The organism is Sphingobacterium sp. Lzh-3 (assembly GCF_046764375.1).
Taxonomy (GTDB): domain Bacteria; phylum Bacteroidota; class Bacteroidia; order Sphingobacteriales; family Sphingobacteriaceae; genus Sphingobacterium.
Genome location: NZ_CP177226.1, coordinates 3,386,908 through 3,410,055 on the forward strand (window position 1 = coordinate 3,386,908; position 23,148 = coordinate 3,410,055).

Genomic DNA, 23,148 nt, shown 5'->3' on the forward strand with positions numbered 1-23,148 from the left:
CGTTTAAAACATTTCAAACCTTTGTTTCAAATCCGCTTCCATCTCACCTGTAGCATATTGACGATGCAATGTGATCAGTTCGCCTGATTTTACGAGCCTTTGTGCCTCAGTCAGCAGCTCTTCCATAGGTTGATCGGATTCAATATGCGGAATAGACTGACGAATTCTTGCATGGATAGCTTCCAATGCTGCAGTCGATTTTAATGGCTGATGGTAATCCTTGGCCTGTGCCGCACATAACAGTTCAATACTTAGTATTTTATCGACATTGTAAATGACCTGCAGTAATTTTCGGCCGGCAATAGATCCCATACTGACATGATCTTCCTGGCCTAAAGAGGTAGGAATACTATCTGCACCTGCAGGAAAACAAAGTCCTTTATTCTCACTTGCAATCGCGGCAGTGCTATATTGTAAGATCATAAATCCTGAATTGAGACCGGTTGACTTCATTAACAATTTTGGGACACCGTTGGTTTGACCTTCTAAAGACAAATAGACCCTACGGTCCGAAATATTGCCAATTTCCGATGCGGCCAGTGTGGCATAATCCAAAGGCAAAGCGATTGACTGTCCGTGAAAGCTACCGCCACTAATGGTGAGTTCATCATTAATGATCACAGGATTGTCGGTCACTGCATTTATTTCGATTTCTATGGTATCCTTCAAATGAAACCAAGCATTGCGTGATGCTCCATGGACCTGAGGGATACAGCGCAGCGAATAGGGATCTTGTACACGAGAACAGTCTTTGTGGCTTTCCAAAATAGCCGAGCCATGAAGCATGTTAAAAATGCTTGCAGCAACATAGCGGTTTCCTGGGTGCGGGCGTAATTGATGTAATTCTGTAAAAAATGGTTTTATTGAACCATTTAAGCCTTCAATCATTAAGGTAGCAATAATATCAGCGTTCTGAAGTACACGATTTAACTCGGCAACAGCCATCACACCATGTGCCGCCATAAATTGAGTTCCATTGATTAAAGCCAGACCCTCTTTTGCGCCCAACTGAACCGGTGCCATACCGTGTTTTTCCAAAACGGCTACTGTCTCCACAATCTCCCCTTCTACGTTGACTTTTCCTAGGCCAATCAATGGTAAAAATAAATGTGACAATGGAGCCAAATCACCCGATGCGCCCACAGAACCTTGTTTAGGAACCACAGGAATGACATCATTTTCAATATGCCAAATAATCCGCTCAATCGTCGCATACTGGACTCCTGAAAATCCCTTAGAAAGTGCGTGAACTTTAAGAATAAGCATCAATTTGGCCAAATCGTTGGCTATAGGTTCTCCCATACCGACAGCATGGCTTTTTAGAATATTTTCCTGTAACAGCTGCGTTTGACTTGCATCAATAAGTGTGGTACACAATGGACCGAAACCTGTATTGATCCCATAGACAACCTCACCGCGCTCTACTATTTTCCTGACATAACTGGCGCTTTGCTCAATCTTATCCTTGACTTCGGGGGAAATTTCCCCGGTAACTGTTCCTTTTGCTATCGCTAAAGCTGTGGAGCATGTTAGCTGCCCACTGCCATATAAAAATTTTTCCATTATCATAACTGCTTTACTCAAATGTACTTGCTATATTTGATAATTAGAAATACCATTTTTATCATCAATTGATAACCATGAATTATCAAATAGAGCTAAGACATTTACTATATTTTAAGGTATTGGCGGAAGAGCTGCATTTTAGAAGGGCTGCCGAAAAATTATTTATTGCGCAACCAGGCTTGAGCAGACAAATTAAACAGTTGGAGGAATCCTATGGCGTAACACTTTTTGAGCGTAATAAACGAAATGTTCAAATGACTGAAGCGGGGCTGTATCTCTTTCAGGAGGTGAAAGAACTATTTAGGCACTTGGATCAGATTGAAACTCAACTTCAAAGTTTTGCCAACGGTAAAATAAGCACCTTAAAGCTGGGGTTTATCGGATCAGCTGTTCAAACAATCCTGCCGGAACTACTTGTTAATTTAAAACAGCAGCAGCCTGATATCGAGTTAACACTTCACGAACTAGCGAATGAAACCCAGCTGGATCTGCTGGAGAAAAAAGAACTGGACTTAGGGTTTGTTCGTCTTTCCGAAACGCCCCCCGGGTTATGTAGCCTGCCTATACATACAGAGCATTTTAGCCTCGTTTTACCCAACGATCATCCCCTATTGAAGTCGCCGCGTGCAAGTCTTGATGCATTCAAAAATGAATCATTTATCTTATTTTCCAAAAACTATAGCCACTCTTATTATGATCTCGTGATGAGTATTTTTAGTGATCATAAGTTTATCCCCAAAGTTACTTTACGGACAGTGAATGCTTTGACCATTTTTAATATGGTAGCGCAAGGACTGGGTGTTGCCATTGTTCCTTCCTCTTTAAAGAACGGATACCATGTTGATGTTACTTTCCTTGAATTGGATACTTTGCCGCAGCGAACAACGCTCTCCTTGGTTTGGAATGCCCAAAATCGTAATCCGGGTATTCCATTAGTTGTTCAGATCATCGCTTCGCAAACCAACAAAGCTGGACCTTATACTGCCGGCATAAACAATAATAGCTAAGCCTGCATCAAAAGAATGCCAAATAAATTGTTCGGATAAGCTTGTTATTGTTTTGCATATAAAAAACAAATTCTCTAAGTTTGATGTATTTACTAAACTTTATTTAAAAAACGAATTATGATTTTAGAAGTAGCTGTATTACAAATTATTGAAGGACAACAGTCCGATTTTGAAAGAGATTATAAAACAGCTTGCCAGTATATTAGTGCGAGTAAAGGTTATATCACGCATTCCTTACGTAAATGTATTGAAAAAGATAACCAGTACATTTTGTTGGTTGAATGGGAAACTTTAGAAGACCATACCATTGGTTTCAGGGAGTCGGCATTATTTAAGGAATGGGAGAAACTTTTACACCATTACTACGATCCATTTCCAACAGTCGAACATTATGAAGTGTTAAAATAGTAGTTTTGTCGTTCTTTTCTACAATAATCTAGTATCTTTGTAGAAATTTTTGATATTCAACTTTTAACCCCTATAACGTCACAAGCGTTATAGCTTTGAACAGAACAAGATGTACACAAAAGAAAAAGCAAAAGTAAATAGTTTTACGGTAGATCATACCAAATTAAAACAAGGGATCTACGCTAAAGCTTCTACAACCAATAACAGCAATGTTGAGAGTTACACAACTTACGACATTCGCATGATCAGACCGAATTCTCCGGAGCGTATGCTATCACCTGAGGTCATGCATACCTTAGAACATTGTTTTGCAACAGAAATTAGAACCATCTTAGGTGATGAAGTTATTTATGTTGGGCCAATGGGTTGTTGCACGGGATTTTATGTTGTTTTGGCTGGAACAGCGAAAACTCCTCAGAATGTGGCGGAATTGATGAAAGAAGTATTAGAGACTGTTCTTACAGAAGGATACGAAGTACCTTTCCAAAATCCAATTAGCTGCGGAAACTACACATTCATGGATTTTCCCACCTCAAAACAGGCTTGTGTTAACTTCTTAAATCTAATTACTGCCGAAGAATTGGAATTTGAGTATCCATATATCGAAGAAAATTAAATGATCCTGAATAAAGATATTGAAACGATTATCTTGGTAGCAAATAAAAATGAGCTATCTTTTAATTCGACAAGTGAATCGACTTTTGTATACGAAATTGGTGTAGGTAAAGTAAATGCGCTCCTGTCTGTAGCTACGCTTTACGAGGACATCAAAGCATTAGGGATCAGTCCTGTTCTTCTCAATGTTGGCACGGTAGGTTGTACAAGGCATCCGATAGGCCATGTCCTTTATCCGGCATACTATGCACAAGGGGATGCTTATACGGATGGATTTTTCCTGGAAAACACCTTGTTTTTTAAAGGTCAAGGCGTATTGGAATCCATATCTCGTGATGAATTTCGCTACGAAGATGCACTTTTGACATCGGATCGTTTTATCAATGTAAATACTGCTTTTTATCAGGATATCAAACATTTTAATCCTTTGGCATTTGATATGGAATCTTATGCCCTAGCGAATTTCTGTTTTCAAAAAAATCTCACCTTTCATAGTATTAAAATTGTTTCAGACAATTGTGATGGTACAGTGAAAGATTGGGAAAGTATTTTAGGCGAAATTTCAGGGAGATTAGGTGATATTCTCGATCAATTCATGAAAAAGCTGGATAACGAAAAAGCTGTAGCGGTCAGTGTATCGTAATTTTCAGTATATCGGAATCTAATGAAATAGCAAAAAAAGACCTGTAGAAATAGAGGTCTTTTTTTTTGCAAAATACCGTGTTCTTTCTTCAACAGCTTCCCTATTGTCTTTCTAATTTGAATTTATTCAAACTATTCTCTCCCGAGGTTGTTCAGATAAGTGGATTACAAGCCCATCGTTATTTCAATATAACTCTTCCACACTGCAAATAAATCGATCTAATATTCTTATGAAGAAAAAGAAGAAAATAATAATTTCAAATAGACTGCCGATACAAATAGAACGAAAAAAAGAAAAATTAATCATCAAGCCTAGTGCGGGCGGACTGGCAACCGGTTTAAATTCCGCCTTTGATACGGATGAAATACTTTGGGTTGGCTGGCCGGGAATTGTTCCCAAAGATGAAGAGGAAAAAGAAAAGATTGTCGAGCTTCTCAAGCCGATGAGCTTACTTCCTGTTTTCTTATCAAAAGATGAAATACGTAATTTCTACGAAGGTTATTCCAATGAGGTCCTCTGGCCTATTTGCCACTATCAGCCGGGCTACATCCATTTTGACCGCGAATATTGGTCTACCTATGTCATGGTAAATAAGAAATTTTGCGAGGCTGCGCTTTCTATCGATGCGCCATCCGATTTTATTTGGGTGCAGGATTATCAGCTTATGCTACTCCCTCAACTGTTGCGTTTAGAAAACCAAGAGCTCAACATCGGTTATTTTCACCATATCCCTTTTCCTTCGGAAGAACTCTTTATGAACATTCCGCAACGTAAAGAATTGGTTGAAGGTTTACTGGGAGCAGATCTTATCGGATTTCATACTTTCGCCGATAGTCAGAACTTTCTAAATGCCTGCAAAAAAATACTGCATGTATCGTCTGGACATAACCAGCTCAAGTACAAAGACCGTCATATATTTATAGAATCCTTTCCGATGGGTATTGATTTTGATAAATTCGTCGAAGTCAGCAGTCAGCCTAAAATCCAGTCCATTGCAAGCCAATTCCGGAGCCATTTTCCCGATCAAAAGATTATTATAGCTGTCGATAGGCTCGATTATAGCAAAGGGATATTAGAGCGATTACGTGCATTCCTCACTTTCCTTGAAAAATACCCCGAATGGCATACAAAAGTTGTGCTATATATGCTTATCGTGCCCTCCAGGGATAAGGTATCGCAATACAAAAAACTGAAAGATGAGATTAACCGGAAGGTGAGTGAAATCAATTCCATTTATGGCAATCTAAGCTGGACGCCGGTACTATATTTTTATAAATCGCTTCCATTCGAAGAGCTGGTTGGATTATATGTTGCATCCGATATCTGTATGATTACATCTACGCGAGATGGGATGAATCTTGTAAGTAAAGAATACATCGCAAGTAAGACTTTATCAAAGGGGGTATTGATTTTAAGTGAGTTTGCAGGAGCCTCCAAGGAACTCGTTGATGCCTTGATTATTAACCCCTATAATCGTACAGAAACGGCAGACAGTATTTACCAAGCGCTTAAAATGCCGCCCGAAGAAATTCAGGAACGTACCGATGCCAATATTCAGATTATACAGAAGTTTAATGTGCAACATTGGGTGCAGCTCTTTACCAATCGTTTGGCTGAAACCAAAGCCATACAACGTGACGAATGGGCAAGGCGAATCTCGGATAAGGTGTTGAATAGTATTTCAGAAAGGTATAGCAAAAGTAGCAATAGACTCTTTTTTCTGGACTATGACGGTACCTTGGTCAAATTCCAGAACCATGCCCAGAAAGCAACTCCGACGACCCTGTTGTATAACCTTTTGGATAATATCATTTCTGATCCACTCAATACATTGGTCATCATAAGCGGCCGATCACAAGAGAGCTTATCGTCTTGGTTTGACGGTCGATCTTACTATTTAGTTGCCGAACATGGCATTTGGTCAAATTTCCCAAATTTCAACTGGTCGTATAAAAAAGGATTGGCCCTCCACTGGATGCCTGAAGTAAGGAAGCTGATGGAAAAACTGGCCGATCAAACTCCGGGTGCTTATATTGAGGTCAAGCCCTACTCGTTAGCTTGGCATTATAGAAAAGTGGAACTGGGCTTAGGCGAACTTAAAGCAACAGAGCTAAAGGAGACCTTAAACCCAATGCTCAACGACTATGGATTACAGCTACTGGACGGAAATGCTGTCATTGAGGTCAAAAATACAGAAGTTAATAAAGGTAAGGCGGCATTGGAAATCGCGGGACACATAAAAGCAGATTTCATGTTGGCTATTGGCGACGACATTACGGACGAGGATCTATTTAGGTATCTACCTCAATCGACCATAAGTATTAAGGTAGGCAGCAACAAATCTGCAGCAAAATATTATTTAGATGAACAGGAAGATGTTCTTCAATTTTTAAATCAACTTATCGTAAAATAATGAACGAAAATACAACAGAAAACAGACATATCTACCAATCTGGAATCATTGGAAATTGTTCCTACATAGCGCATGTTGGCATTGACACAAACATATCATGGTTGTGCTGGCCATCGTTTGAAGATAGCTTTGTATTCGGCAGTATGATCGATAAAAATCAAGGTGGAACGTTCAAGATTAGTTCAGAGGAAGCAGTTGTGGAAACCAAGCAGTATTACATCAAAAACTCCAATGTACTCTGCACGGAAATCCATACAGAATCTTATGCCTATCGTATTACCGATTTTGCACCTCGTTTTGAACAATTCGGGCGGTATTTTAAACCGTTGATGCTGATACGCAAGATTGAGCCACTGCATGGTGCCCCTAGCGTCAACATCAGGTGTCAGCCGACTGCTGACTACGGCCGCTTGGCACTTAAGCCTACCCGCGGCAGTAACCATATTCTTTATAGCAACGATCAGGTCGGAGAACGGATTCGACTTACTACTGATCTGCCTATTTCACATTTCTTCCAAGAGGAAAGCTGGACCATTATCAGTGAAAATAAATACCTTATACTGACGTATGATGCAGCTTTCGAATCGGCCATTGCAAGCACCTGTGAGGATTTCCTCCATAAGACGCTCAGTTATTGGCAGCGATGGATTAAAAGGTGTAGTATCCCCAACATATATCAAACAGAAGTTATCCGATCGGCTCTGGTGTTGAAACTTCATCAATATGAGGATACCGGAGCAATTATCGCCGCATCAACCACTAGTCTGCCCGAATATCCAGGCTCGGGAAGAAACTGGGACTACCGTTATTGCTGGGTACGTGATAGTTATTATGTCCTAACAGCCTTGACGCACATCGGTCAATTTGAAGAAATGGAGAGCTTTGCGAATTATATTGCTGGCATCACGCATCGCAACCCTGGAAGACTTCAACCTTTATATGGTATCCTTGGTACCACAGAACTGACGGAGCACATTTTACCTTACCTAAAAGGCTATCAGGATAGCGGTCCAGTACGGATCGGCAATCAAGCTTTTGAACATATTCAAAATGATGTATATGGCCAGGCAATGATTGCCTTGTTACCTCTTTTCACCGACCAGCGTTTTAAAATCCATGAAAACAAGAATGTATTAGGCTGGGTAAATTTCATTCTCGAAAAGATTGAGGCTACTATTGAGGAAAAAGATGCCGGTATCTGGGAGTTTAGAAATTTTGCCAACCACCATTGCTATTCCAATCTTTTTCAATGGGTTGGATGTAAAGCAGCCCTGTTGATTGCGCGGCAAAATGGTTATCAAGATATGGAGGATCGCGCAAATGTCCTCTTAAAAAAAGCAGAAGCTTACATCGAGGCCTGTTATGACGAAGAGCGAAAAGTCTATCAGAATGCTATTGATAGCCGGAATTTAGACGCCAGTACCTTGCAGCTCATCGTCATGGATTACCTTGACCCAAAATCGGAACGCGCCCTTCATCATCTCGAAATGCTGGAAAAGGAATTAAAAGGTGAAAATGGACTTTTCTATCGATATAAGCATCAAGATGACTTCGGCAGACCCAAATCCACTTTCTTAGTCTGTGCATTTTGGTACGTGGAAGCGCTAGCCTGTGTCGGCCGTGTGGAGGAAGCGAAAGAGATCCTGGAACGTTTGCTGACCTACAGCAATCACCTGGGCCTGTTCAGTGAGGATGTTACCGAGGACAATGGCAGCCAATGGGGCAATTTTCCACAAGCCTACAGTCACGTTGGATTGATGAATGCCGTTTATCGTCTTGCCATCAAATTAGATAAACCAATTTTTCATTGACATAAAAACAAAATGTGCGATCAAAATAAATTGATCGCACATTTTTACACGTATAATTGCCAATTAAATGGCCTTGATAAAATATTACAATTTATCCAGCCAGTTTTCTACCTCTTCTTTGGTTTTTCCGGTCTTTTGTTGCAATTTACCCAACAATTCATCTTCTTTTCCCTCTGCATATAGTAGATCATCATCGGTTAAATCTGCATATTGCTGTTTCACTTTACCTTTCAGCTCGTTCCAACGGCCTTTCCATGTTAAATTACTCATAAATGCTCCTTGTTTAAAAAAATGAATTGTTTGTACTTATATATCTATATTAATGTCTGTTTATAGCTATCAAAATGTTCACAGATCTCCTCCATCCCTATTCGCTTGCCCATCAAGTCTATAAAACGGTTTTTATACAATGAAAATATGTATAGTCCCGTTGCTAAACTTCCTATGACAAAAATACCTTCCAGCTCATTGCTCTTCACAAGCTTGTTGTTCAGGTGGCACTCTTTGAGTAATGGAATGTTATAAGAAGACCATTTCCCCATTCTATCTTTGAGTACCAAACCAATATTTTTTGTCCCTGTCATCATTTCAGCTCCTTTTATCAGAAAAACAGCTACGTTGCTTCAAATGTTTTCTAATTTTTGTCATTTTGAGAAGAATAGGTCTTTCATACATATAAGCAAGTAATTATACGGTGGCGTCCAAAAAAAATGTTTCCAATTGATCAATTGGAAACATGCTGTTAAAGATTGCTATTTTTTGCTAGCGTTTACCTGGTAAATAGATTTGAAAACCTACGCCAACGCCTAACCCACTCGCACCGCTGCCTGTATTAATATTAGCCTTGCTATAATTGTAGCCAAAGGTAGCTTCCAAAGCAACAGTTCGTGTGATAAAATGTGCATATCCAACATTGGCTCCTACCGCTAGCGCGACATCTTTGCCCCTAGAGCTTCCTGAAATACCAATATCTCCCTGTCCAAAAAACCGACCTGTACTTGATCCCGCATTTGGAAAGTAATAACGCACAAATGGCGCTACACCATAGGTCCATTCATTATCAGCATCTTTTTGAGTAGCCAGACCAAGATTTGCCTGTGCACCAATAGCCAATCCATCGGACACGAAATAACCAGCTCGTGGTTGAAGTGCTACATTAAATGATTTTCCTTCAAAACTATAGCCAAGATTACCGATCGATCCACCGACCATCCAATTTCCTTGTCGAATAGGTTCAATTCCGACATCCGATGACATCTGTGGCGTGGTTTCAATTTTCTGAGCATGGGCCTGATACCCAATTCCTGCTGTTATTAATAAAAGAAGTGTCAATTTTCTCATAGTATATCTATTATCTAAATTACTTTAGTTTAATAACAAGGTCGACAAATGAAAAGTTTTAAATTTATTCTTAAAATATATCGTTTTGTCATTTTATAAAAAAGAGAACCAATCAGATTTGGCTCATGTTCCTATTAAAAAGACTATGAATACAGCAATTCAATTTGGCGATACTATTTCAGATTATTCCCGAGAAAGCTCCCTATTCTTGCACGAAATAGCCCCAATGGAAAACGAACCGGACAGCTACAGTCTTAGGGCTTTATTTAGTCCATCCAAAGTTTCGGATCGAGATGCGGTCAATCTCAAACTATACGCTCCAAAAAGTATGGCTGGCCCCGATCCAAGTGAAGAAGAACAACGCGACCGCACTACTAAAGAAAAGATTAATACAGAAGAGGATCAACATAAAGAGAAACCAGATCATTCAGAAGAAGATATTTATGATGCTGATTCAGATCAAAAAGAAAAGGACAAAAAAAACTCCCACAACTAAGGGAGTTTTTTTGGATATAACGAAGCGGTACGGGTGACCTTTGCTAAGTGCTCCTTTAAGGTTTAGATTGTATAGCATTGATACTATCCTTCCTAAGCGTGTCTGCTAAACTGGTATCCTTCTGCATGCTCATTTTTTGTTGCTCGCTTAAATTGTATCTTGTCTCATCGGCAGCGCTCGGCGCGATATTGTCCGCCTGACCACTTCCCTCTGCTGGATTTTTGTTTGGATTTTGGCACGCAAAGAATAGTGTGCTGCAAAATAATAACGTTCCCAAAACTACCGTGAATTTCTTGCTCTTTTTCATATTCTATTTGTTTTTGTGATCAACCTTTTTTTCTTAAGAACCACATTCAGAACTTATTAGTTTAATAAAAACTGATAAAAAACAATCATTTAAACTTCTGCTTAAAAAAATAGACAGTTCCCATACTCCACTGAATACAGAAGGATACCCGTAATAAAGACATTTTTTAATGGAACAAATACCCAATTGACCGGTCCCTAATCGGCCGCCTATTTTTATCGGGACGTTTTCAATTGTGTATTCTTGTAGCGTTTAGGCTACAAAACGATCAATACGCAGGTGTACGTATTTTTCCCCTATGCCTGTTTAAACAAGTTTTAGATGAATCTGAAAACGTAAATGTAGCACTTTAATTGCACCTCCATGTATCAAATAAACATCAATCAATTTAACAAACGGTACTATGAGCAATTCCAATTTGAATATTTTAGTCGAGGAAAAAAGAAGTCTTTTGAAACATTTTGCTGGAAAATTCACCAATGATCCCGATGAAAAAGAGGATTTAATTCAAGAGACGCTTATTCGTGCATTGAAATCGATCGATGATTTTATCCGTCATCCAAAATTAATGTCGTGGCTCTACGTTATTATGAAAAATGTTTACATTAACCAATATCGCAAAGCCAAACGTACGAACGACATCCATGAAACATACATCGGTCTGGAAAGCACGAACACTGTAGAATCCAATAAAAGTGACAACAAGTTCATCGCTGACGATATTCAAAAAGCGATGTGTAGTTTGTCGGAAGAAAATTACCAAGTGTTTCAATTATTCCTTGAGGGATACAAATACCATGAGATCGCCAGCTACTTTGGGATGCCAGAAGGTACAATTAAAACCAGAATACACATGACGCGGAAAAAGCTTCAAAAACAGCTTAAAATTTATAAACTAAAATAAAAACAAAATGTATTTTTTGAAGTTATCTACCTAAGGTAATTAAACCAGATAGCTGACAATTCGCTAAATAACAAACATATGAAATCTGAAGTTAAAATAAAAAATCAGCACAATATGGTCATTACGCTGATTATCTGTGGCGGTCCCATTGGAAAAGGAAATGGTAAAACAATTATACAAGCGGAAGTTCCGGAGGTATTAGACAAAAAGCCAATTAAAGCTGATACAGAGAAAGGTAAAAAAGCTTCTTCTGTAGATAAAACAAAATAGGTGGAAATTTACCCATAGAAAGGGTTGCTTTTGTAAAGAAAGCAACCTTTTTTAATATATTTTCATTTTATTTATCTGATAGTCCGCCCCCCACTTTTCTGTATAAAACCTTTGATTTATGTGAATACTACGTATCTTATCTTTTTTGAAAACCAAGGATGCCCCTCTTCAGTTCTTACAAGAAAGATTAAAATTCATATGAAAGTAAAAGCTGGTTATACAAGGAAGAAAATAGGCAAGTCTTTTAAATATTTCGATACATCAGGAACAGAAGTATCTGATAAAAAGATCTTAGAAAGAATAATGAAACTGGTTATTCCACCCAACTGGAAGAATGTATGGATTGCCAAAAGTGCAACCAGTGATCTGCAAGCTTTTGGATTTGATCAAAAAGAGCGTAAACAATATATCTACCATACGAAATTCGTTGACCAACGGCAAGCGGCAAAGTTCAGCAATATTCTTTTTATGGGTAAATATTTGCAAGAATTAAGAAAGATCAGCACTAAACATCTCAAACGTCAGGTTTGGGATATGGATAAATTGTGTGCAATTGCTTTTAAAATTATGGACAGTACATTAATCCGTATCGGCAATAAGCGCTATACACTGACCAATAAGTCATATGGCCTAAGTACACTGGAAAAAAGGCATGTCACCATCGATAACAACAATATTTCTTTGGCCTACAAGGGAAAAAAGGGCGTTTTTCAGCAAAAGACATGGTCCAATAAGCAACAAGCTAAGCTTTTGGAAGAACTTTTAAAAATGAAAGGAAAAAGGATATTTCAGATTGATAGTGCTACCTGCGAAAGCACGTTCTGTGGTGCGGCCTTTAATCGGTATCTCCGGGAGAATTCTACGGGCCAGATCAGCTGTAAAAGCATCCGCATTTGGGGAGCCAGTCGAGAAGCTTTTTACCAGCTCGCCCAAACAAAACAGGCAGAGACACTTAATGCGCGAAAAAGACAGTTAAACAAGGTCATTAAACATGTTGCTGAGCAACTCGGTAATACAAAGACTGTTTCACAGACATATTATATCCATCCCGACATACAACGTTTATTTATGGAGGGAAGATTCCCCAGCATAAAAAGTAAATTACCGCTCGCGAAATTAGAGGATAAATTATACCGTTTTCTGCTTAAACACACCGCTAAGGCAATTGTTTAACGCCCAAACCTAAACCATTTGTCCAGTGGATGGCGTAGGTTGTTCAGCCAGCATGCTGCCATATCCATGGCAGCCACCGAAAATGTGATACCATTTCCACCGAAACCACATACAAAATATGAGTTTTTAAACTTTTCATGTTTTCCGATATACGGCAATCCATCTTTGGTTGTTCCAAATGTACCAGCCCAGGCAAAATCTGCGTGAAAGACCCTATTGGCAATAATTTTGTTAAATGACTTTTCCAATTGAAGTGATTTTGCTGAAATGAGACTATCTCGCTTAACAGGGTCTTTGAATTCTTCATCTTCGCCCCCAATCAGAAACCTATGATCGTCTGTGGTGCGCATATACAGATAAGGTTCAGCGGTATTCCAAATAAGCAGATCGCGATACCGATCATAATTGTCTTTATCGACTTCTGACACGATTGCGAAGGTACTCAATAGATCGACAAATTTTTCAGGAATAAGGTTTGTCGTTTCGTATCCTGTACAATAAATAATTTTCTTCGCTTTGATTTTAGCGCCTGTTGAAGTGGTTACAAGATTATGCCCCGACTTATATAATACAGTGTCTAAAGCTGTTTTGTCGAAAATCAATAATCCCTTTCTAACGTTGTATGCCAGCAGTTCATGTGTAAAGCAAAAGGCATCTATGCTTGCCCCTAGAGCAGAGAGAATCCCAGCATAAGCGCCATATATAGCATAACGATCCTTGATATCTTGTTCCGTCAACCATTTAACGTCAAAACCCGCCGCTTGTCGGGCTTCAAACTCTTGCTTCAACCAGGAGATATCTTTTTTCCTTGCCGCGTAGTAGAGTGATTTTTTTGTTCGGAAACCAGCTTTGGACCGGATTTTCTTTGCGATTTTCCCCAATTTGACAATTGCTTCACCGCAGGCGCTGTAGCTCGCTATTGCGCCCTCTTCACCAATTAACTCCTTTAATCTATACAAAGGCACATCAATTTCATATTGCAACATAGAGGTTGTTGCCGCCGAACTCCCATTTACAATTTCACGCTTGTCAATAAGAATACATTTCTTTCCATCGTTTATGCATTGATGTGCGATCAGGGCCCCTGTAATGCCGCCCCCAACGACAAGAACATCACAGCTATTATCATCTTGCAAGGAAGGGTAACTATTAAGAAGACCGTTTTTTATTAACCAGAAAGGTTCATTTGACTTTAAATCCATTGTAGTAAAAGCATATTGAATGTTTGTATAACTGTTTCTTTCCAGAATAGTTTGGCGGACATTTTATAAAAATTCAAACCATTTGATCATTACCAAGGTTATCCTATTAGCAATTAATAGATTACTTATGCGAGCAATTTGGACCGGGGCTATTGGTTTTGGTTTGGTCAATATCCCAATTAAAATATATAGTGCAACGGAGAGTGCTGCTTTAGATCTGGATATGCTTGATCGAAAAGATCTATCCAATATTAAATTTAAGCGGGTAAACGAACAAACCGGCAAAGAAGTAAAATGGGACAATATCGTTAAGGGATATTTCATGAAAGATCATTATGTCGTATTGGAAGATGCGGATTTTGAAGACGCAAGTCCGGAAAAGACCAAACTTATCAATCTTCATGCTTTTGTCGAACTGACGGATGTGGACAGTATATATTTTGAAACGCCCTACTACCTGGAGCCGCAAAAAGGTGGAGAAAAAGCCTATCAGTTGTTGCTCAAAGCATTGGAAAAAACTAAAATGGCGGGCTTAGGGTCGTTCGTGATGCGAAATGTAGAACATCTAGCCCTTATAAAGCCTTATCAAAATGCATTGGTTTTGAATAAAATACGTTATCAACAGGAAATCAGGGCACTTGATGAGCTTAAATTACCTAACACAATTAAAATTCAAAAAGCAGAAATGGATATGGCTACACAGCTGATCAAGCAACACAGTACATCTTTCGATATCAGCAGCTATAAAAACGAATATATGGACGGCCTGCTCAAAATAATCAAACAAAAAGACAAGGGTAAACGTCCTACCATTCGAAAGATGAAGGTAGAGCATACAAAAGCGGACGATTTGCTTGCAAAACTTAAAGCAAGCCTTGGTTAAACAAAATACCCTGTGCCATGATACGTAAACTAAAGTCGGGACAATATCGAATATATGCCAGGCATCCAGATAAAGAGACGAACAGACGTCGGAACCTGGGTACTTTTGATACCCTTGCGGAGGCAAAAAAACACGAGCAAGAAATTCAATATTTTAAGCATAAGAAGTGAAATAAGATGAAGAATATCATACCGGAACAGAAAGAAGGCAAGCACCTGGATTGCTTTGAATCCCTCGAATTTGCAAGTGAGGCTATTGCCGATTTAGCCTATACTTCGGCTATAAACAATCTTAGAAAGGTCAATCATTGGTATGAACTCGCTCAGATTCCTTCCACTGTATTTCAATTAACGACGGGTTATGGTACTCCAATAGATCGTTTACTCGAATTACACGATTATATCAGACTCGATATTCCAGGACCGGGACTTCCCAGTAGTAATGGTTATGATTGGGTGAATGTAGTCAGTCTCATATCAGACAAAACGGACGATTATAGTGTTTTTGCCATAACATTAAAACCTTGCCCCGATCCTAGCCATCCTGGGGATAAAAATACAGCTCATTTTTTTGAAGGGATTTCATCTTCAACCTTTTTGATCGAACAACGGAGGAATAGTATTTTGTTCCAGTACGCCGGAAGAAACGAGATCATCAATGTCGACAATGAAAATATAAGTGATAATGTCAGGAATTATGTCATTGGTCTAGCAGCTAAAATGGGGGCATCTTACCCACAATGGAAATCACTTATTAAAGGAATGGCTCATGCAATCGCCAAAGAGTTTAATGTTCAGCATTAATTCCTTCTGCCGCACGGAAATTGGCGGCAGCTTTAATTTAAAAGTTAAAAAAAACCAATAAGACAATTTTATATAACTTTATAACGTTCTGTTAGCAAAGATTCGATCGATGTTGTCGATTTTTTTTTTGTATATTTATGTATATCATAAGAAGTTTTGGGGTATTATGAATCATACATTTCAACCGAACAATCAAACCATCATTACGCTTCAATCTTTTGGCAGTCTGGTCATCTTAGATCGACATTTTAATGTCGTTGGGGTAACCGAATCTGTCGTAAATGATCACGACGCCAAAGAGAACCTATTAGGAACTCATTTCTTTGATAGCTTTAGCAATACATTTGGTAAAGCGTTATCCAAAATCAAAAATGCAGTAACTGATCTACTTGAAAACAGGCAGTCGCGCCATATTTTACCCATTAAAATGAGAAAAGAACGTGTCTACGTAAAATTACGAAGACACGATGAATACTTCTATATCGAGTGGGAACAACAACACAAAAAATACATTGCCGCAAAAAAAATAAATGAGCTTAATTTTTTGCTGGATACTATTCAACCGAATAATTGGGACCGTGTTTGTTCGGCCATCAACAAATTACTGAATTACGATCGGGTTTTCGTTTTGCAGGTTCAGGAAACGGGATATAGTTCCGTGATTGCTGAACATACAGCAGATGGACAAGCCCATTTCAGAGGAATGGAGTTCTCGAAAGACTTCATGCCTGAAGAAGTCTTGTCGTACTATCGGAGCTATTCATATCGATATGCTCCCAATATTAATATCGAGGGACAGGAATTCTACTATACTGACGAAGGAATTGATCCGGTCTCGAGTTTATTATCACCTCTACCTGAACTTCATCGGCTTTTTTTAAAAAAGATAAATGTACAAAGCGCCTTGTTTTTTAGAATCTGTATCGATGATGACTTTTGGGGTCTTGTGGTCGCACAGAACGATGAAGAGCGGCTAGTCGATCTGCAGCAGCGAAAACTATGTACGTTTGCCATCCAGGCAGCCACCAGCAAGTATGAGAGCCATGTCAAACAGAATCTGTTGGAAAGAACGGAGCTTCTTAAACTTGCCGAAGAAGAGTTAAAAAGGAGTCTTTCTGAAAATAAAATGGTGAATTGTGCTTTGATACAGCATATGGATATTCTTACCCAGCTGGTCAATGCAGATGGATTGGCCATATTTAATCAGGGCGATGTCTTTAACTATGGTCATTCTCCGCAGAAAGCACAATTTTATGAAATTATTCAATTCCTACAAAAACATACCGATAAAGCCCTCTTCAAAGATTATAACTTTCGGCTGAATCATCAGGATAACTTTAACGATAAACTTGATTTTGCGGGCCTCATGTATCTAAAGGTTGGCTTGGAAAACGATTATTACCTGGTTTGGTTTAGAAAGGAAAACCGCAATCAGGTGATGCAGATGGAGCTGAAAAATGAGCCACATGAAGACAAACAGCTCAAAATCTGGGAAGATATGCGCTATGACGTTGCCAAACCCTGGAATGATGCTGAAATCAATTTTGTCCTTCGTCTGAATCAGATTATCAAGGAATCCATTTTTGCAAAACTAAAGGAACGTCAGTTGCTGAATGAAGAGCTTCTGAGCTTGAACAATGAGTTGGAAATGTTTACACATACCCTTTCTCATGATTTAAAAAATCCCTTGTCCATCTTAAAAATGGGCATACAGTTTTTACAGCAGCACTCCGACAATATTGATTTTACAAAAATCAATAAGTGGTACCAGAATTTCAGCAGAAGCGTTACAAACATTGAAGATATTATCAACAATATGGTCCAGTTGAGCCAGCACCGTTCTAGCGTTTTAGACAAGGAACCACTTCCTATGGCCTATACAATTCAGCGCATATTTCAAGAAAACAGCATTTTATTTAACGTCAATAATTGCCAGCCCACTTTTGGTACCCTATTACCAATTTGGGGCGAAAAAAGTGCCGCGTATCAAATTTTTTCCAATCTAATTATTAACGCAATAAAATATTCGGCACAATCCGAAAGACCTTTAGTGACAATAGATAGTTCTCATGAAGATGACTATACCCATTATCAGATCAAGGATAATGGTATTGGCATACCAAGTGACCACCTGCCCCATATTTACGAAATGTTTACCAGAGCCGACAATGTGGGATCAATACCTGGTACGGGCATTGGGCTTTCGCTGGTGAAACGGATAATGGAACGATTGGGAGGAAGTATAGAAATTGAATCAGAGGTCGGTTTGGGCACCATTGTCCACCTTTACTTCCCGATTGTCAAACCATTTCCTGAGCAAATGCTACTCGATTGATCTTTGTTTCAAATCCTGAAATCTTTCAAACTATTTTCCATCTAATGTTGTTCATTTAAGGAAAGTATACCATCCAATAAAAAGGATTGTACCACTTAAAATGAAATCGAAAATGGAAGAGATATTGCAACATACAGTAGTAAAACGAGGTTTAATTATTGCCTATTATTTTAGTAACATCTGGTATCGTAAAGGATTGTTCGGGGAACGTACTGTTCCCGATCCAAATGACACTGATCCCATCGAACATCCTGAACCAGATATAGATGAGACAGATCCGGAAGAAGAGGAAAATATCAACTATAAATATAAAGATCTGAGGACAGGAAACAGCACAAGACCTGGAAAGAAATCTCCCGCTACCCAGACCGAAAATGTCGAAAATCGGGCCATATCCAAAAAGACAGATTGACCGATTGGTCAATCTGTAAAGATGTTCAACTGTCCTTTTTCATCAAAAAAAACATCGCTGATAAAAACGATACGCTGATCTCCCGTCTTTAAGGTGCGGCCATGATATACACAGCGGATTTTTCCTTCCTTGTCCTGAAATAAACTATTGTGTCCAGTACCCGAAACCACCCCACCCCTATTGGTATTCTTTTCAATGATTGGATTAGATGCCGATTTTTGATAGCTTCCTAAAGGAGTTGTTGCTGTCGCATAACCAACAGCATAATTGGCTCCTGCAAAATAATTGGCCGAATACATCATATAGTATAATCCGTTTTCTTTGACCAAAAAGGAACCTTCTGTCCATCGTCTATTGACCTCACCTGAAGTAACTGATCTACTTTCCCATTCTGATTGTGCATCGTTCATCGTAACTGGGGGACGCATTAAAAGAACGGGACTACCGATCACCTTCGTCATACTGCTATCCAATTCGACTCCGTATACCCAGCTTTCTTCAATATTTTTATAGCCAAATTTCTTCTCCGCCCAAGTTGCAATTTCCGATTCCACAGGATGTTCGTAGCAGCAACGTGAATAGAACAGATAATTTTTATGGTCTGTATCTCTAAAAACATTCGCGTCAATGATGGGATATCCAGGATCAAAAATAGGTTTCCCGGTCAGATCTTTAAATGGCCCCAATGGACTATCCGCCACTGCAATTCCTATACGATAGTTTTCTAGGTGTTTTTTGGGATTTTCTTTCCAATGAGCACTATAATACATGTAATATTTGTTATTTACACGATAAACTTCAGGAGCCCAGAAATCCTTTTCCCCCCAACCATTCGGCTGTTTGGCATCGTATACTTTTCCTTCCTTTTTCCATGTCTTTAGATCTTTGGAACTATAGGCTATAAATCCATTTTCAGTCCCGCCGGTTCCATATAAATAGTATTGATCCGAAGGTGGATCGAATACAATAAAAGGATCACCAAAGGCTACATCTGTTTGATAGGATTTTCTAGGTTGCCTCGATCGTTGATCTGTGCTTAAAAAGCGAAACTTTGCAGTTTCGAATTGGGGAACCAAGACACCACTGCTATCTGCCACAAAATGAATAGGCACTAAGGCTGTCCGCCGAGGTGCAACTTTTTCATCTGAAAAATGTGTGTGACAGACGTAATACCATTGTTTTCCTTTTTTGAAAATGTCGCCATGTCCAGTTCCGGCAAATCCGCTATTCTTACGGCTTAATGCAGGCTGATCTTCCAATTTTTTCCATGGTCCATAAATATTTTCAGCGATAGCAACGCCCACAGCGTAGTCCTTATTCCGAAAATCATTCGCCGAATAGAACATATAATAATATTTTCCCTCTCGAATGACGGTGGGACCTTCACTTACTGTCCAGTCGGCATTTGCCGTATTTTCCCAAGGAAGTTCTGCATGGAGACATTCTTTCAACGTTTCTTCCTTTATTCCGGAATAATCTGACTTCAGCTCCGCCACAAAAATTCTATTCCCTTCCTTTAACCTTACATGAAATAGGTATTTTTTCCCATCTTTATCGCGGAATACAAACGGATCAATTTGCTTTTGCCCGATAGCAATTGGCACTTTGTCAGTTTGCTTAAAAGGACCCGTTGGAGCATCACCGACTGCGATTGCAATATGCTCATCGGCTGTGTAAGCCATATAAAACTTACCATTCTCAAACCATACTTGCGGAGCCCAAAACCCCTTTGATCCAAAGATATCGCCCTTTACAGCCGCAAAACCTGAATTAACTCCCTCCAGACTTACCCAGGAATCTAAATCCTTGGACCGATATACTTTAAAGCCCTGCTGTTCATGTTGATCACCATTCGTACCGTAGAGGTAATAATATCCTTTGTGATAGAATATGGTCGGATCCGCTTGAAAAATGCCGTTTATCGGTGTGTGCACATTTTCAATTTGGTTGTTTATCGTTTGCGCAGAAGTCCTTTGGACAAAAAACAGCAAGATAGCAATAGGCAGCAAATATATTTTGTTCATTGATTATAATACATCATAGAGGTGAAAGCCTAAAATTGAATAAATATTTGCTAAAACTGGAGGTAAATTGTATCAATCGAATATCATTTTGTATCAAATTAACAATCCCCTCATAAAATTATCACAATCCATTCCTCTTCTAAGTCCACAAGCCCATAGTATTGTCGAGCCTTATTCTATCCGAAAACATTTCGATATAAACTCCAGGATTACTTACACCACCTATACGTATCAAAATTTTCCTATTCATTTGTCAGGAAAATTTTCGCTAATTCAAAATCCCTCTTTCAAAAGCAAACTTAACCAGATGTGCCGTATTTCTTACACCCGCTTTGTCTATGAGATTCTGACGATGGCCCTCAACAGTACGCTTACTTAAAAAAATCTTATCTGCAATTTCGACATTCGTATAGCCTTCCGCAATCAATTTTAACACTTCCAATTCCCGCTCTGAGATATCAAAATCCGTTTGCATCTCTCCTGGGATCTGTGCATAGCTTTGCCCAGACCTAACCTGATCTAAAAGTATCATGGCTATTTCTTCACTCATATACCGACCACCGTTTGCAATATGATTTAATCCAAAAAGCAATTCGTTATAGCCAACATTTTTAACCAAATAGCCAGCAAGACCAGATTCAAACGCTTCAATGACATAATTAATCTGATTGAGCATGGAGAGTATAACCACTTTAATAGAGGAATACTGTGTGTTTAGGATCTGAAGCAATTCCATGCCGTCCATTTCATCCATACTGATATCCGTTAAGACGATATCAGGAACAGGATTTGTCCTCAGGAAGTCGAGCGCCTCTTTGCCATTCGACGCTTCGCCAACGACTTCAAATCCTTCTTGAGATTCTAATAGTAATTTTATTCCGTTACGTACAACCATGTGGTCTTCAACCAATAGGATTTTTATCATTATTATCTTTTTAAATAGTCAATTTTAGTAAAATACCTGCCGCAAGCGTATCATTCATAATCCGCGCATTGTAGAGCTCGGCAATCTTCATCAAACGCATTGGGCTGTTTTCGAGTTTTGATACCGACAAGGCTCCTCCTTGCTGAAAAAACGGCGATACTTTAATAAGGATGTCAAATTCGATCACCTGCACTGAAATTGAGATTGCCTGTGCGGGTATCTCATCATTTAAGTACTGAAAAATAGCTGTCAAGAGTTTAAATAAATGAACTTGTGACTGTTGATGCAGTTCTCTCAGATGCGGATCAAGTAGCGTATCAATTGTAAAACCAGAACGTTTTTTGTAAGTGGCCACGACTTCATCAACGGCATGGAAAATTCCCAGATCATTTAATATGGGATTATATAGCAATCCAGCTTTATTGCGGATTTCTACAACTAGGGAAGTCAATGAATCACTTAGGCAACGTAATTCTTCAAAATCACCATAGCGATTTGTAAAATTCTGAAGCGATATACGCATTCCATAGAGCTCCTGTGCCAATTCATCACGAAAATACCGTCCTATTTTTCCGAGATCTTCCTGTTGATTTCTAATAATCGATTTATAAAAGTCTTCTTGACTACCGTACCACACCTCCTTTAATTCCGACTGATCTTTAAGACCTTCAGATTGCCCTTTCGGACCATCTGATAAGTCAAAATATGTTTTTTTGTTCACGTCCCCCATATTGTTTTTCATTTCATGTTGTAACTAATAACCAATTTAAGGTACGAACAGTTTTAAAAATTAACATCTATCTAGATAAAAGATGTATCTTTTAAAGTACTACGTATAAATACGTGCATAAAAAAGATAAATGGGGGAATTTAAACAGGAAAACACTTGTTGTTAAAGTAAAAAAGTTCAAATAAAGCACCAATACACTAAGCGATTAATCTTTACAAAACCCTGTATAACAACTATTTAAAATAATAAATAAATCTACTCGCTTGATAACACTTGCCTCAATCCATCCTTCCAAATTGTTTTTTCTAGCATCTTAATTGCAGTGCATGTAGAAAAGATAGACACTTAAAATTTGATAATATGGAAAATACAACAATCGATCAACTGTTTAAGGAAAAAAGACCTACATTAAAATATTTGGCAGCGCAATTTACAAACGATCCGGATGAACGGGAAGATTTGGTTCAAGAGACCATGGTGAGGTCGCTAGCATCTATCGAAAAATTCCTGAAACATCCGAAATTGATGTCTTGGCTCTATATCATTATGAAAAACACGTATATCAATCAATATACACGTAACAAAAGGTTAGAAAATTACAGAAGCGAATACATCAGCACTGGTTATCGCAATGAAATAACAACCAATCGCGGAGAAGATAATTTTGTTGCTTCTGACATTCAGCATGCGCTCAATAATTTATCGAAAGACTATTATGACGCCTTTGCCATGTTTTTGGAAGGATTTAAATATTATGAAATTGCAGAGCACTTACAAATACCGGAAGGAACTGTGAAAACACGTATACACATGGCAAGAAAATCCTTGCAAAAACAGCTTAAAATTTACTCAAAAAGTATTAATTAAAAAAATAGTCCTA

24 protein-coding genes are annotated in these 23,148 nt (G+C 38.7%); 15 read left to right on the top strand and 9 right to left on the bottom strand.

What is annotated here, in order from left to right; translation table 11 throughout:
- Nucleotides 1-3: 3 nt before the first annotated feature.
- Complete coding sequence (gene hutH / locus ACLCDV_RS14225) at nt 4-1,563, bottom strand: histidine ammonia-lyase (RefSeq protein ID WP_411971464.1); 1,560 nt, start codon at nt 1,561-1,563, stop codon at nt 4-6.
- Between the two features lie 77 nt (nt 1,564-1,640).
- On the opposite strand from hutH, the gene ACLCDV_RS14230 reads away from it, so the two are divergent.
- From ACLCDV_RS14230 to ACLCDV_RS14255, 6 genes are all read left to right on the top strand, one after another.
- Nucleotides 1,641-2,573, top strand: coding sequence for a LysR family transcriptional regulator (locus tag ACLCDV_RS14230; protein ID WP_411971465.1), 933 nt, complete (start codon nt 1,641-1,643; stop codon nt 2,571-2,573).
- Nucleotides 2,574-2,690: 117 nt separating this feature from the next.
- Nucleotides 2,691-2,981, top strand: coding sequence for an antibiotic biosynthesis monooxygenase family protein (locus ACLCDV_RS14235; RefSeq protein ID WP_088161631.1), 291 nt, complete (start codon nt 2,691-2,693; stop codon nt 2,979-2,981).
- Between the two features lie 109 nt (nt 2,982-3,090).
- Nucleotides 3,091-3,597, top strand: a complete 507-nt coding sequence (locus ACLCDV_RS14240) for an S-ribosylhomocysteine lyase (protein WP_075992695.1) — start codon at nt 3,091-3,093, stop codon at nt 3,595-3,597.
- Nucleotides 3,598-4,239: a hypothetical protein gene (locus tag ACLCDV_RS14245; RefSeq protein ID WP_317666362.1), complete on the top strand. Its 642-nt coding sequence runs from the start codon at nt 3,598-3,600 to the stop codon at nt 4,237-4,239. It begins immediately after the preceding gene.
- 229 nt (nt 4,240-4,468) lie between these two features.
- Nucleotides 4,469-6,652, top strand: a complete 2,184-nt coding sequence (locus tag ACLCDV_RS14250; protein WP_411971466.1) for a bifunctional alpha,alpha-trehalose-phosphate synthase (UDP-forming)/trehalose-phosphatase — start codon at nt 4,469-4,471, stop codon at nt 6,650-6,652.
- Complete coding sequence (locus ACLCDV_RS14255; protein WP_336836190.1) at nt 6,652-8,463, top strand: glycoside hydrolase family 15 protein; 1,812 nt, start codon at nt 6,652-6,654, stop codon at nt 8,461-8,463. The genes ACLCDV_RS14250 and ACLCDV_RS14255 overlap by 1 nt, the downstream gene beginning before the upstream one ends.
- Nucleotides 8,464-8,547: 84 nt before the next feature.
- Here ACLCDV_RS14255 and ACLCDV_RS14260 read toward each other — a convergent pair whose 3' ends face one another.
- From ACLCDV_RS14260 to ACLCDV_RS14270, 3 genes are all read right to left on the bottom strand, one after another.
- Nucleotides 8,548-8,733: a CsbD family protein gene (locus ACLCDV_RS14260; RefSeq protein WP_075992699.1), complete on the bottom strand. Its 186-nt coding sequence runs from the start codon at nt 8,731-8,733 to the stop codon at nt 8,548-8,550.
- A 44-nt stretch (nt 8,734-8,777) separates the two neighbouring features.
- Nucleotides 8,778-9,050, bottom strand: coding sequence for a hypothetical protein (locus ACLCDV_RS14265; protein ID WP_182981648.1), 273 nt, complete (start codon nt 9,048-9,050; stop codon nt 8,778-8,780).
- 175 nt (nt 9,051-9,225) lie between these two features.
- Nucleotides 9,226-9,804 carry a hypothetical protein gene (locus ACLCDV_RS14270; RefSeq protein ID WP_075992701.1) on the bottom strand — a complete coding sequence of 193 codons (579 nt, stop codon included), beginning with the start codon at nt 9,802-9,804 and terminating at the stop codon, nt 9,226-9,228.
- A 145-nt stretch (nt 9,805-9,949) separates the two neighbouring features.
- Between ACLCDV_RS14270 and ACLCDV_RS14275 the strand changes: the two genes are divergently transcribed.
- Entirely contained in the window at nt 9,950-10,300 is a 351-nt protein-coding gene (locus tag ACLCDV_RS14275) for a hypothetical protein (RefSeq protein WP_317666354.1), read from the top strand.
- Nucleotides 10,301-10,355: 55 nt separating this feature from the next.
- Here ACLCDV_RS14275 and ACLCDV_RS14280 read toward each other — a convergent pair whose 3' ends face one another.
- Nucleotides 10,356-10,607, bottom strand: a complete 252-nt coding sequence (locus ACLCDV_RS14280) for a hypothetical protein (protein WP_153848526.1) — start codon at nt 10,605-10,607, stop codon at nt 10,356-10,358.
- Between the two features lie 403 nt (nt 10,608-11,010).
- Here ACLCDV_RS14280 and ACLCDV_RS14285 point away from each other — a divergent pair, with 403 nt between their 5' ends.
- From ACLCDV_RS14285 to ACLCDV_RS14295, 3 genes are all read left to right on the top strand, one after another.
- Nucleotides 11,011-11,511: an RNA polymerase sigma factor gene (locus tag ACLCDV_RS14285; RefSeq protein WP_317666352.1), complete on the top strand. Its 501-nt coding sequence runs from the start codon at nt 11,011-11,013 to the stop codon at nt 11,509-11,511.
- A gap of 78 nt (nt 11,512-11,589) precedes the next feature.
- Nucleotides 11,590-11,781, top strand: a complete 192-nt coding sequence (locus tag ACLCDV_RS14290; protein ID WP_317666350.1) for a hypothetical protein — start codon at nt 11,590-11,592, stop codon at nt 11,779-11,781.
- 198 nt (nt 11,782-11,979) lie between these two features.
- Nucleotides 11,980-12,954 carry a DNA topoisomerase IB gene (locus ACLCDV_RS14295; protein ID WP_411971467.1) on the top strand — a complete coding sequence of 325 codons (975 nt, stop codon included), beginning with the start codon at nt 11,980-11,982 and terminating at the stop codon, nt 12,952-12,954.
- Here the strand turns inward: ACLCDV_RS14295 and ACLCDV_RS14300 are convergent.
- Nucleotides 12,951-14,156 carry an NAD(P)/FAD-dependent oxidoreductase gene (locus tag ACLCDV_RS14300; protein WP_411971468.1) on the bottom strand — a complete coding sequence of 402 codons (1,206 nt, stop codon included), beginning with the start codon at nt 14,154-14,156 and terminating at the stop codon, nt 12,951-12,953. The genes ACLCDV_RS14295 and ACLCDV_RS14300 overlap by 4 nt on opposite strands.
- A gap of 127 nt (nt 14,157-14,283) precedes the next feature.
- On the opposite strand from ACLCDV_RS14300, the gene ACLCDV_RS14305 reads away from it, so the two are divergent.
- The 4 genes from ACLCDV_RS14305 to ACLCDV_RS14320 all read left to right on the top strand — a co-directional run bounded on the left by ACLCDV_RS14305 (nt 14,284) and on the right by ACLCDV_RS14320 (nt 18,589).
- Complete coding sequence (locus ACLCDV_RS14305) at nt 14,284-15,039, top strand: Ku protein (RefSeq protein ID WP_411971469.1); 756 nt, start codon at nt 14,284-14,286, stop codon at nt 15,037-15,039.
- A gap of 176 nt (nt 15,040-15,215) precedes the next feature.
- A complete protein-coding gene (locus ACLCDV_RS14310) occupies nt 15,216-15,842 on the top strand; it encodes a hypothetical protein (RefSeq protein ID WP_411971470.1) in 627 nt (208 codons plus the stop codon).
- Nucleotides 15,843-16,008: 166 nt separating this feature from the next.
- Nucleotides 16,009-18,177 carry an ATP-binding protein gene (locus ACLCDV_RS14315; protein WP_411971471.1) on the top strand — a complete coding sequence of 723 codons (2,169 nt, stop codon included), beginning with the start codon at nt 16,009-16,011 and terminating at the stop codon, nt 18,175-18,177.
- 112 nt (nt 18,178-18,289) lie between these two features.
- Entirely contained in the window at nt 18,290-18,589 is a 300-nt protein-coding gene (locus ACLCDV_RS14320) for a hypothetical protein (protein ID WP_333575359.1), read from the top strand.
- 8 nt (nt 18,590-18,597) lie between these two features.
- Here the strand turns inward: ACLCDV_RS14320 and ACLCDV_RS14325 are convergent, their stop codons facing one another.
- From ACLCDV_RS14325 to ACLCDV_RS14335, 3 genes are all read right to left on the bottom strand, one after another.
- Nucleotides 18,598-20,613, bottom strand: a complete 2,016-nt coding sequence (locus tag ACLCDV_RS14325) for a glycoside hydrolase family 43 protein (protein WP_411971472.1) — start codon at nt 20,611-20,613, stop codon at nt 18,598-18,600.
- A gap of 268 nt (nt 20,614-20,881) precedes the next feature.
- The gene (locus tag ACLCDV_RS14330; protein WP_317666343.1) at nt 20,882-21,538 is read right to left on the bottom strand and encodes a response regulator transcription factor; all 657 of its coding nucleotides are present in this window, start codon (nt 21,536-21,538) and stop codon (nt 20,882-20,884) included.
- Nucleotides 21,539-21,548: 10 nt separating this feature from the next.
- On the bottom strand, nt 21,549-22,259 hold the full coding sequence (locus ACLCDV_RS14335) for a hypothetical protein (RefSeq protein WP_317666342.1): 711 nt from the start codon (nt 22,257-22,259) through the stop codon (nt 21,549-21,551).
- A gap of 369 nt (nt 22,260-22,628) precedes the next feature.
- On the opposite strand from ACLCDV_RS14335, the gene ACLCDV_RS14340 reads away from it, so the two are divergent.
- Nucleotides 22,629-23,135, top strand: a complete 507-nt coding sequence (locus ACLCDV_RS14340) for an RNA polymerase sigma factor (RefSeq protein WP_075992714.1) — start codon at nt 22,629-22,631, stop codon at nt 23,133-23,135.
- Nucleotides 23,136-23,148: the final 13 nt, after the last annotated feature.

Excerpts from the sequence above, each read along its gene's own strand:
- hutH (WP_411971464.1), bottom strand. The coding sequence starts at position 1,563 with ATGGAAAAATTTTTATATGGCAGTGGGCAGCTAACATGCTCCACAGCT.
- ACLCDV_RS14230 (WP_411971465.1), top strand. The coding sequence starts at position 1,641 with ATGAATTATCAAATAGAGCTAAGACATTTACTATATTTTAAGGTATTG.
- ACLCDV_RS14235 (WP_088161631.1), top strand. The coding sequence starts at position 2,691 with ATGATTTTAGAAGTAGCTGTATTACAAATTATTGAAGGACAACAGTCC.
- ACLCDV_RS14240 (WP_075992695.1), top strand. The coding sequence starts at position 3,091 with ATGTACACAAAAGAAAAAGCAAAAGTAAATAGTTTTACGGTAGATCAT.
- ACLCDV_RS14245 (WP_317666362.1), top strand. The coding sequence starts at position 3,598 with ATGATCCTGAATAAAGATATTGAAACGATTATCTTGGTAGCAAATAAA.
- ACLCDV_RS14250 (WP_411971466.1), top strand. The coding sequence starts at position 4,469 with ATGAAGAAAAAGAAGAAAATAATAATTTCAAATAGACTGCCGATACAA.
- ACLCDV_RS14255 (WP_336836190.1), top strand. The coding sequence starts at position 6,652 with ATGAACGAAAATACAACAGAAAACAGACATATCTACCAATCTGGAATC.
- ACLCDV_RS14260 (WP_075992699.1), bottom strand. The coding sequence starts at position 8,733 with ATGAGTAATTTAACATGGAAAGGCCGTTGGAACGAGCTGAAAGGTAAA.
- ACLCDV_RS14265 (WP_182981648.1), bottom strand. The coding sequence starts at position 9,050 with ATGATGACAGGGACAAAAAATATTGGTTTGGTACTCAAAGATAGAATG.
- ACLCDV_RS14270 (WP_075992701.1), bottom strand. The coding sequence starts at position 9,804 with ATGAGAAAATTGACACTTCTTTTATTAATAACAGCAGGAATTGGGTAT.
- ACLCDV_RS14275 (WP_317666354.1), top strand. The coding sequence starts at position 9,950 with ATGAATACAGCAATTCAATTTGGCGATACTATTTCAGATTATTCCCGA.
- ACLCDV_RS14280 (WP_153848526.1), bottom strand. The coding sequence starts at position 10,607 with ATGAAAAAGAGCAAGAAATTCACGGTAGTTTTGGGAACGTTATTATTT.
- ACLCDV_RS14285 (WP_317666352.1), top strand. The coding sequence starts at position 11,011 with ATGAGCAATTCCAATTTGAATATTTTAGTCGAGGAAAAAAGAAGTCTT.
- ACLCDV_RS14290 (WP_317666350.1), top strand. The coding sequence starts at position 11,590 with ATGAAATCTGAAGTTAAAATAAAAAATCAGCACAATATGGTCATTACG.
- ACLCDV_RS14295 (WP_411971467.1), top strand. The coding sequence starts at position 11,980 with ATGAAAGTAAAAGCTGGTTATACAAGGAAGAAAATAGGCAAGTCTTTT.
- ACLCDV_RS14300 (WP_411971468.1), bottom strand. The coding sequence starts at position 14,156 with ATGGATTTAAAGTCAAATGAACCTTTCTGGTTAATAAAAAACGGTCTT.
- ACLCDV_RS14305 (WP_411971469.1), top strand. The coding sequence starts at position 14,284 with ATGCGAGCAATTTGGACCGGGGCTATTGGTTTTGGTTTGGTCAATATC.
- ACLCDV_RS14310 (WP_411971470.1), top strand. The coding sequence starts at position 15,216 with ATGAAGAATATCATACCGGAACAGAAAGAAGGCAAGCACCTGGATTGC.
- ACLCDV_RS14315 (WP_411971471.1), top strand. The coding sequence starts at position 16,009 with ATGAATCATACATTTCAACCGAACAATCAAACCATCATTACGCTTCAA.
- ACLCDV_RS14320 (WP_333575359.1), top strand. The coding sequence starts at position 18,290 with ATGGAAGAGATATTGCAACATACAGTAGTAAAACGAGGTTTAATTATT.
- ACLCDV_RS14325 (WP_411971472.1), bottom strand. The coding sequence starts at position 20,613 with ATGAACAAAATATATTTGCTGCCTATTGCTATCTTGCTGTTTTTTGTC.
- ACLCDV_RS14330 (WP_317666343.1), bottom strand. The coding sequence starts at position 21,538 with ATGATAAAAATCCTATTGGTTGAAGACCACATGGTTGTACGTAACGGA.
- ACLCDV_RS14340 (WP_075992714.1), top strand. The coding sequence starts at position 22,629 with ATGGAAAATACAACAATCGATCAACTGTTTAAGGAAAAAAGACCTACA.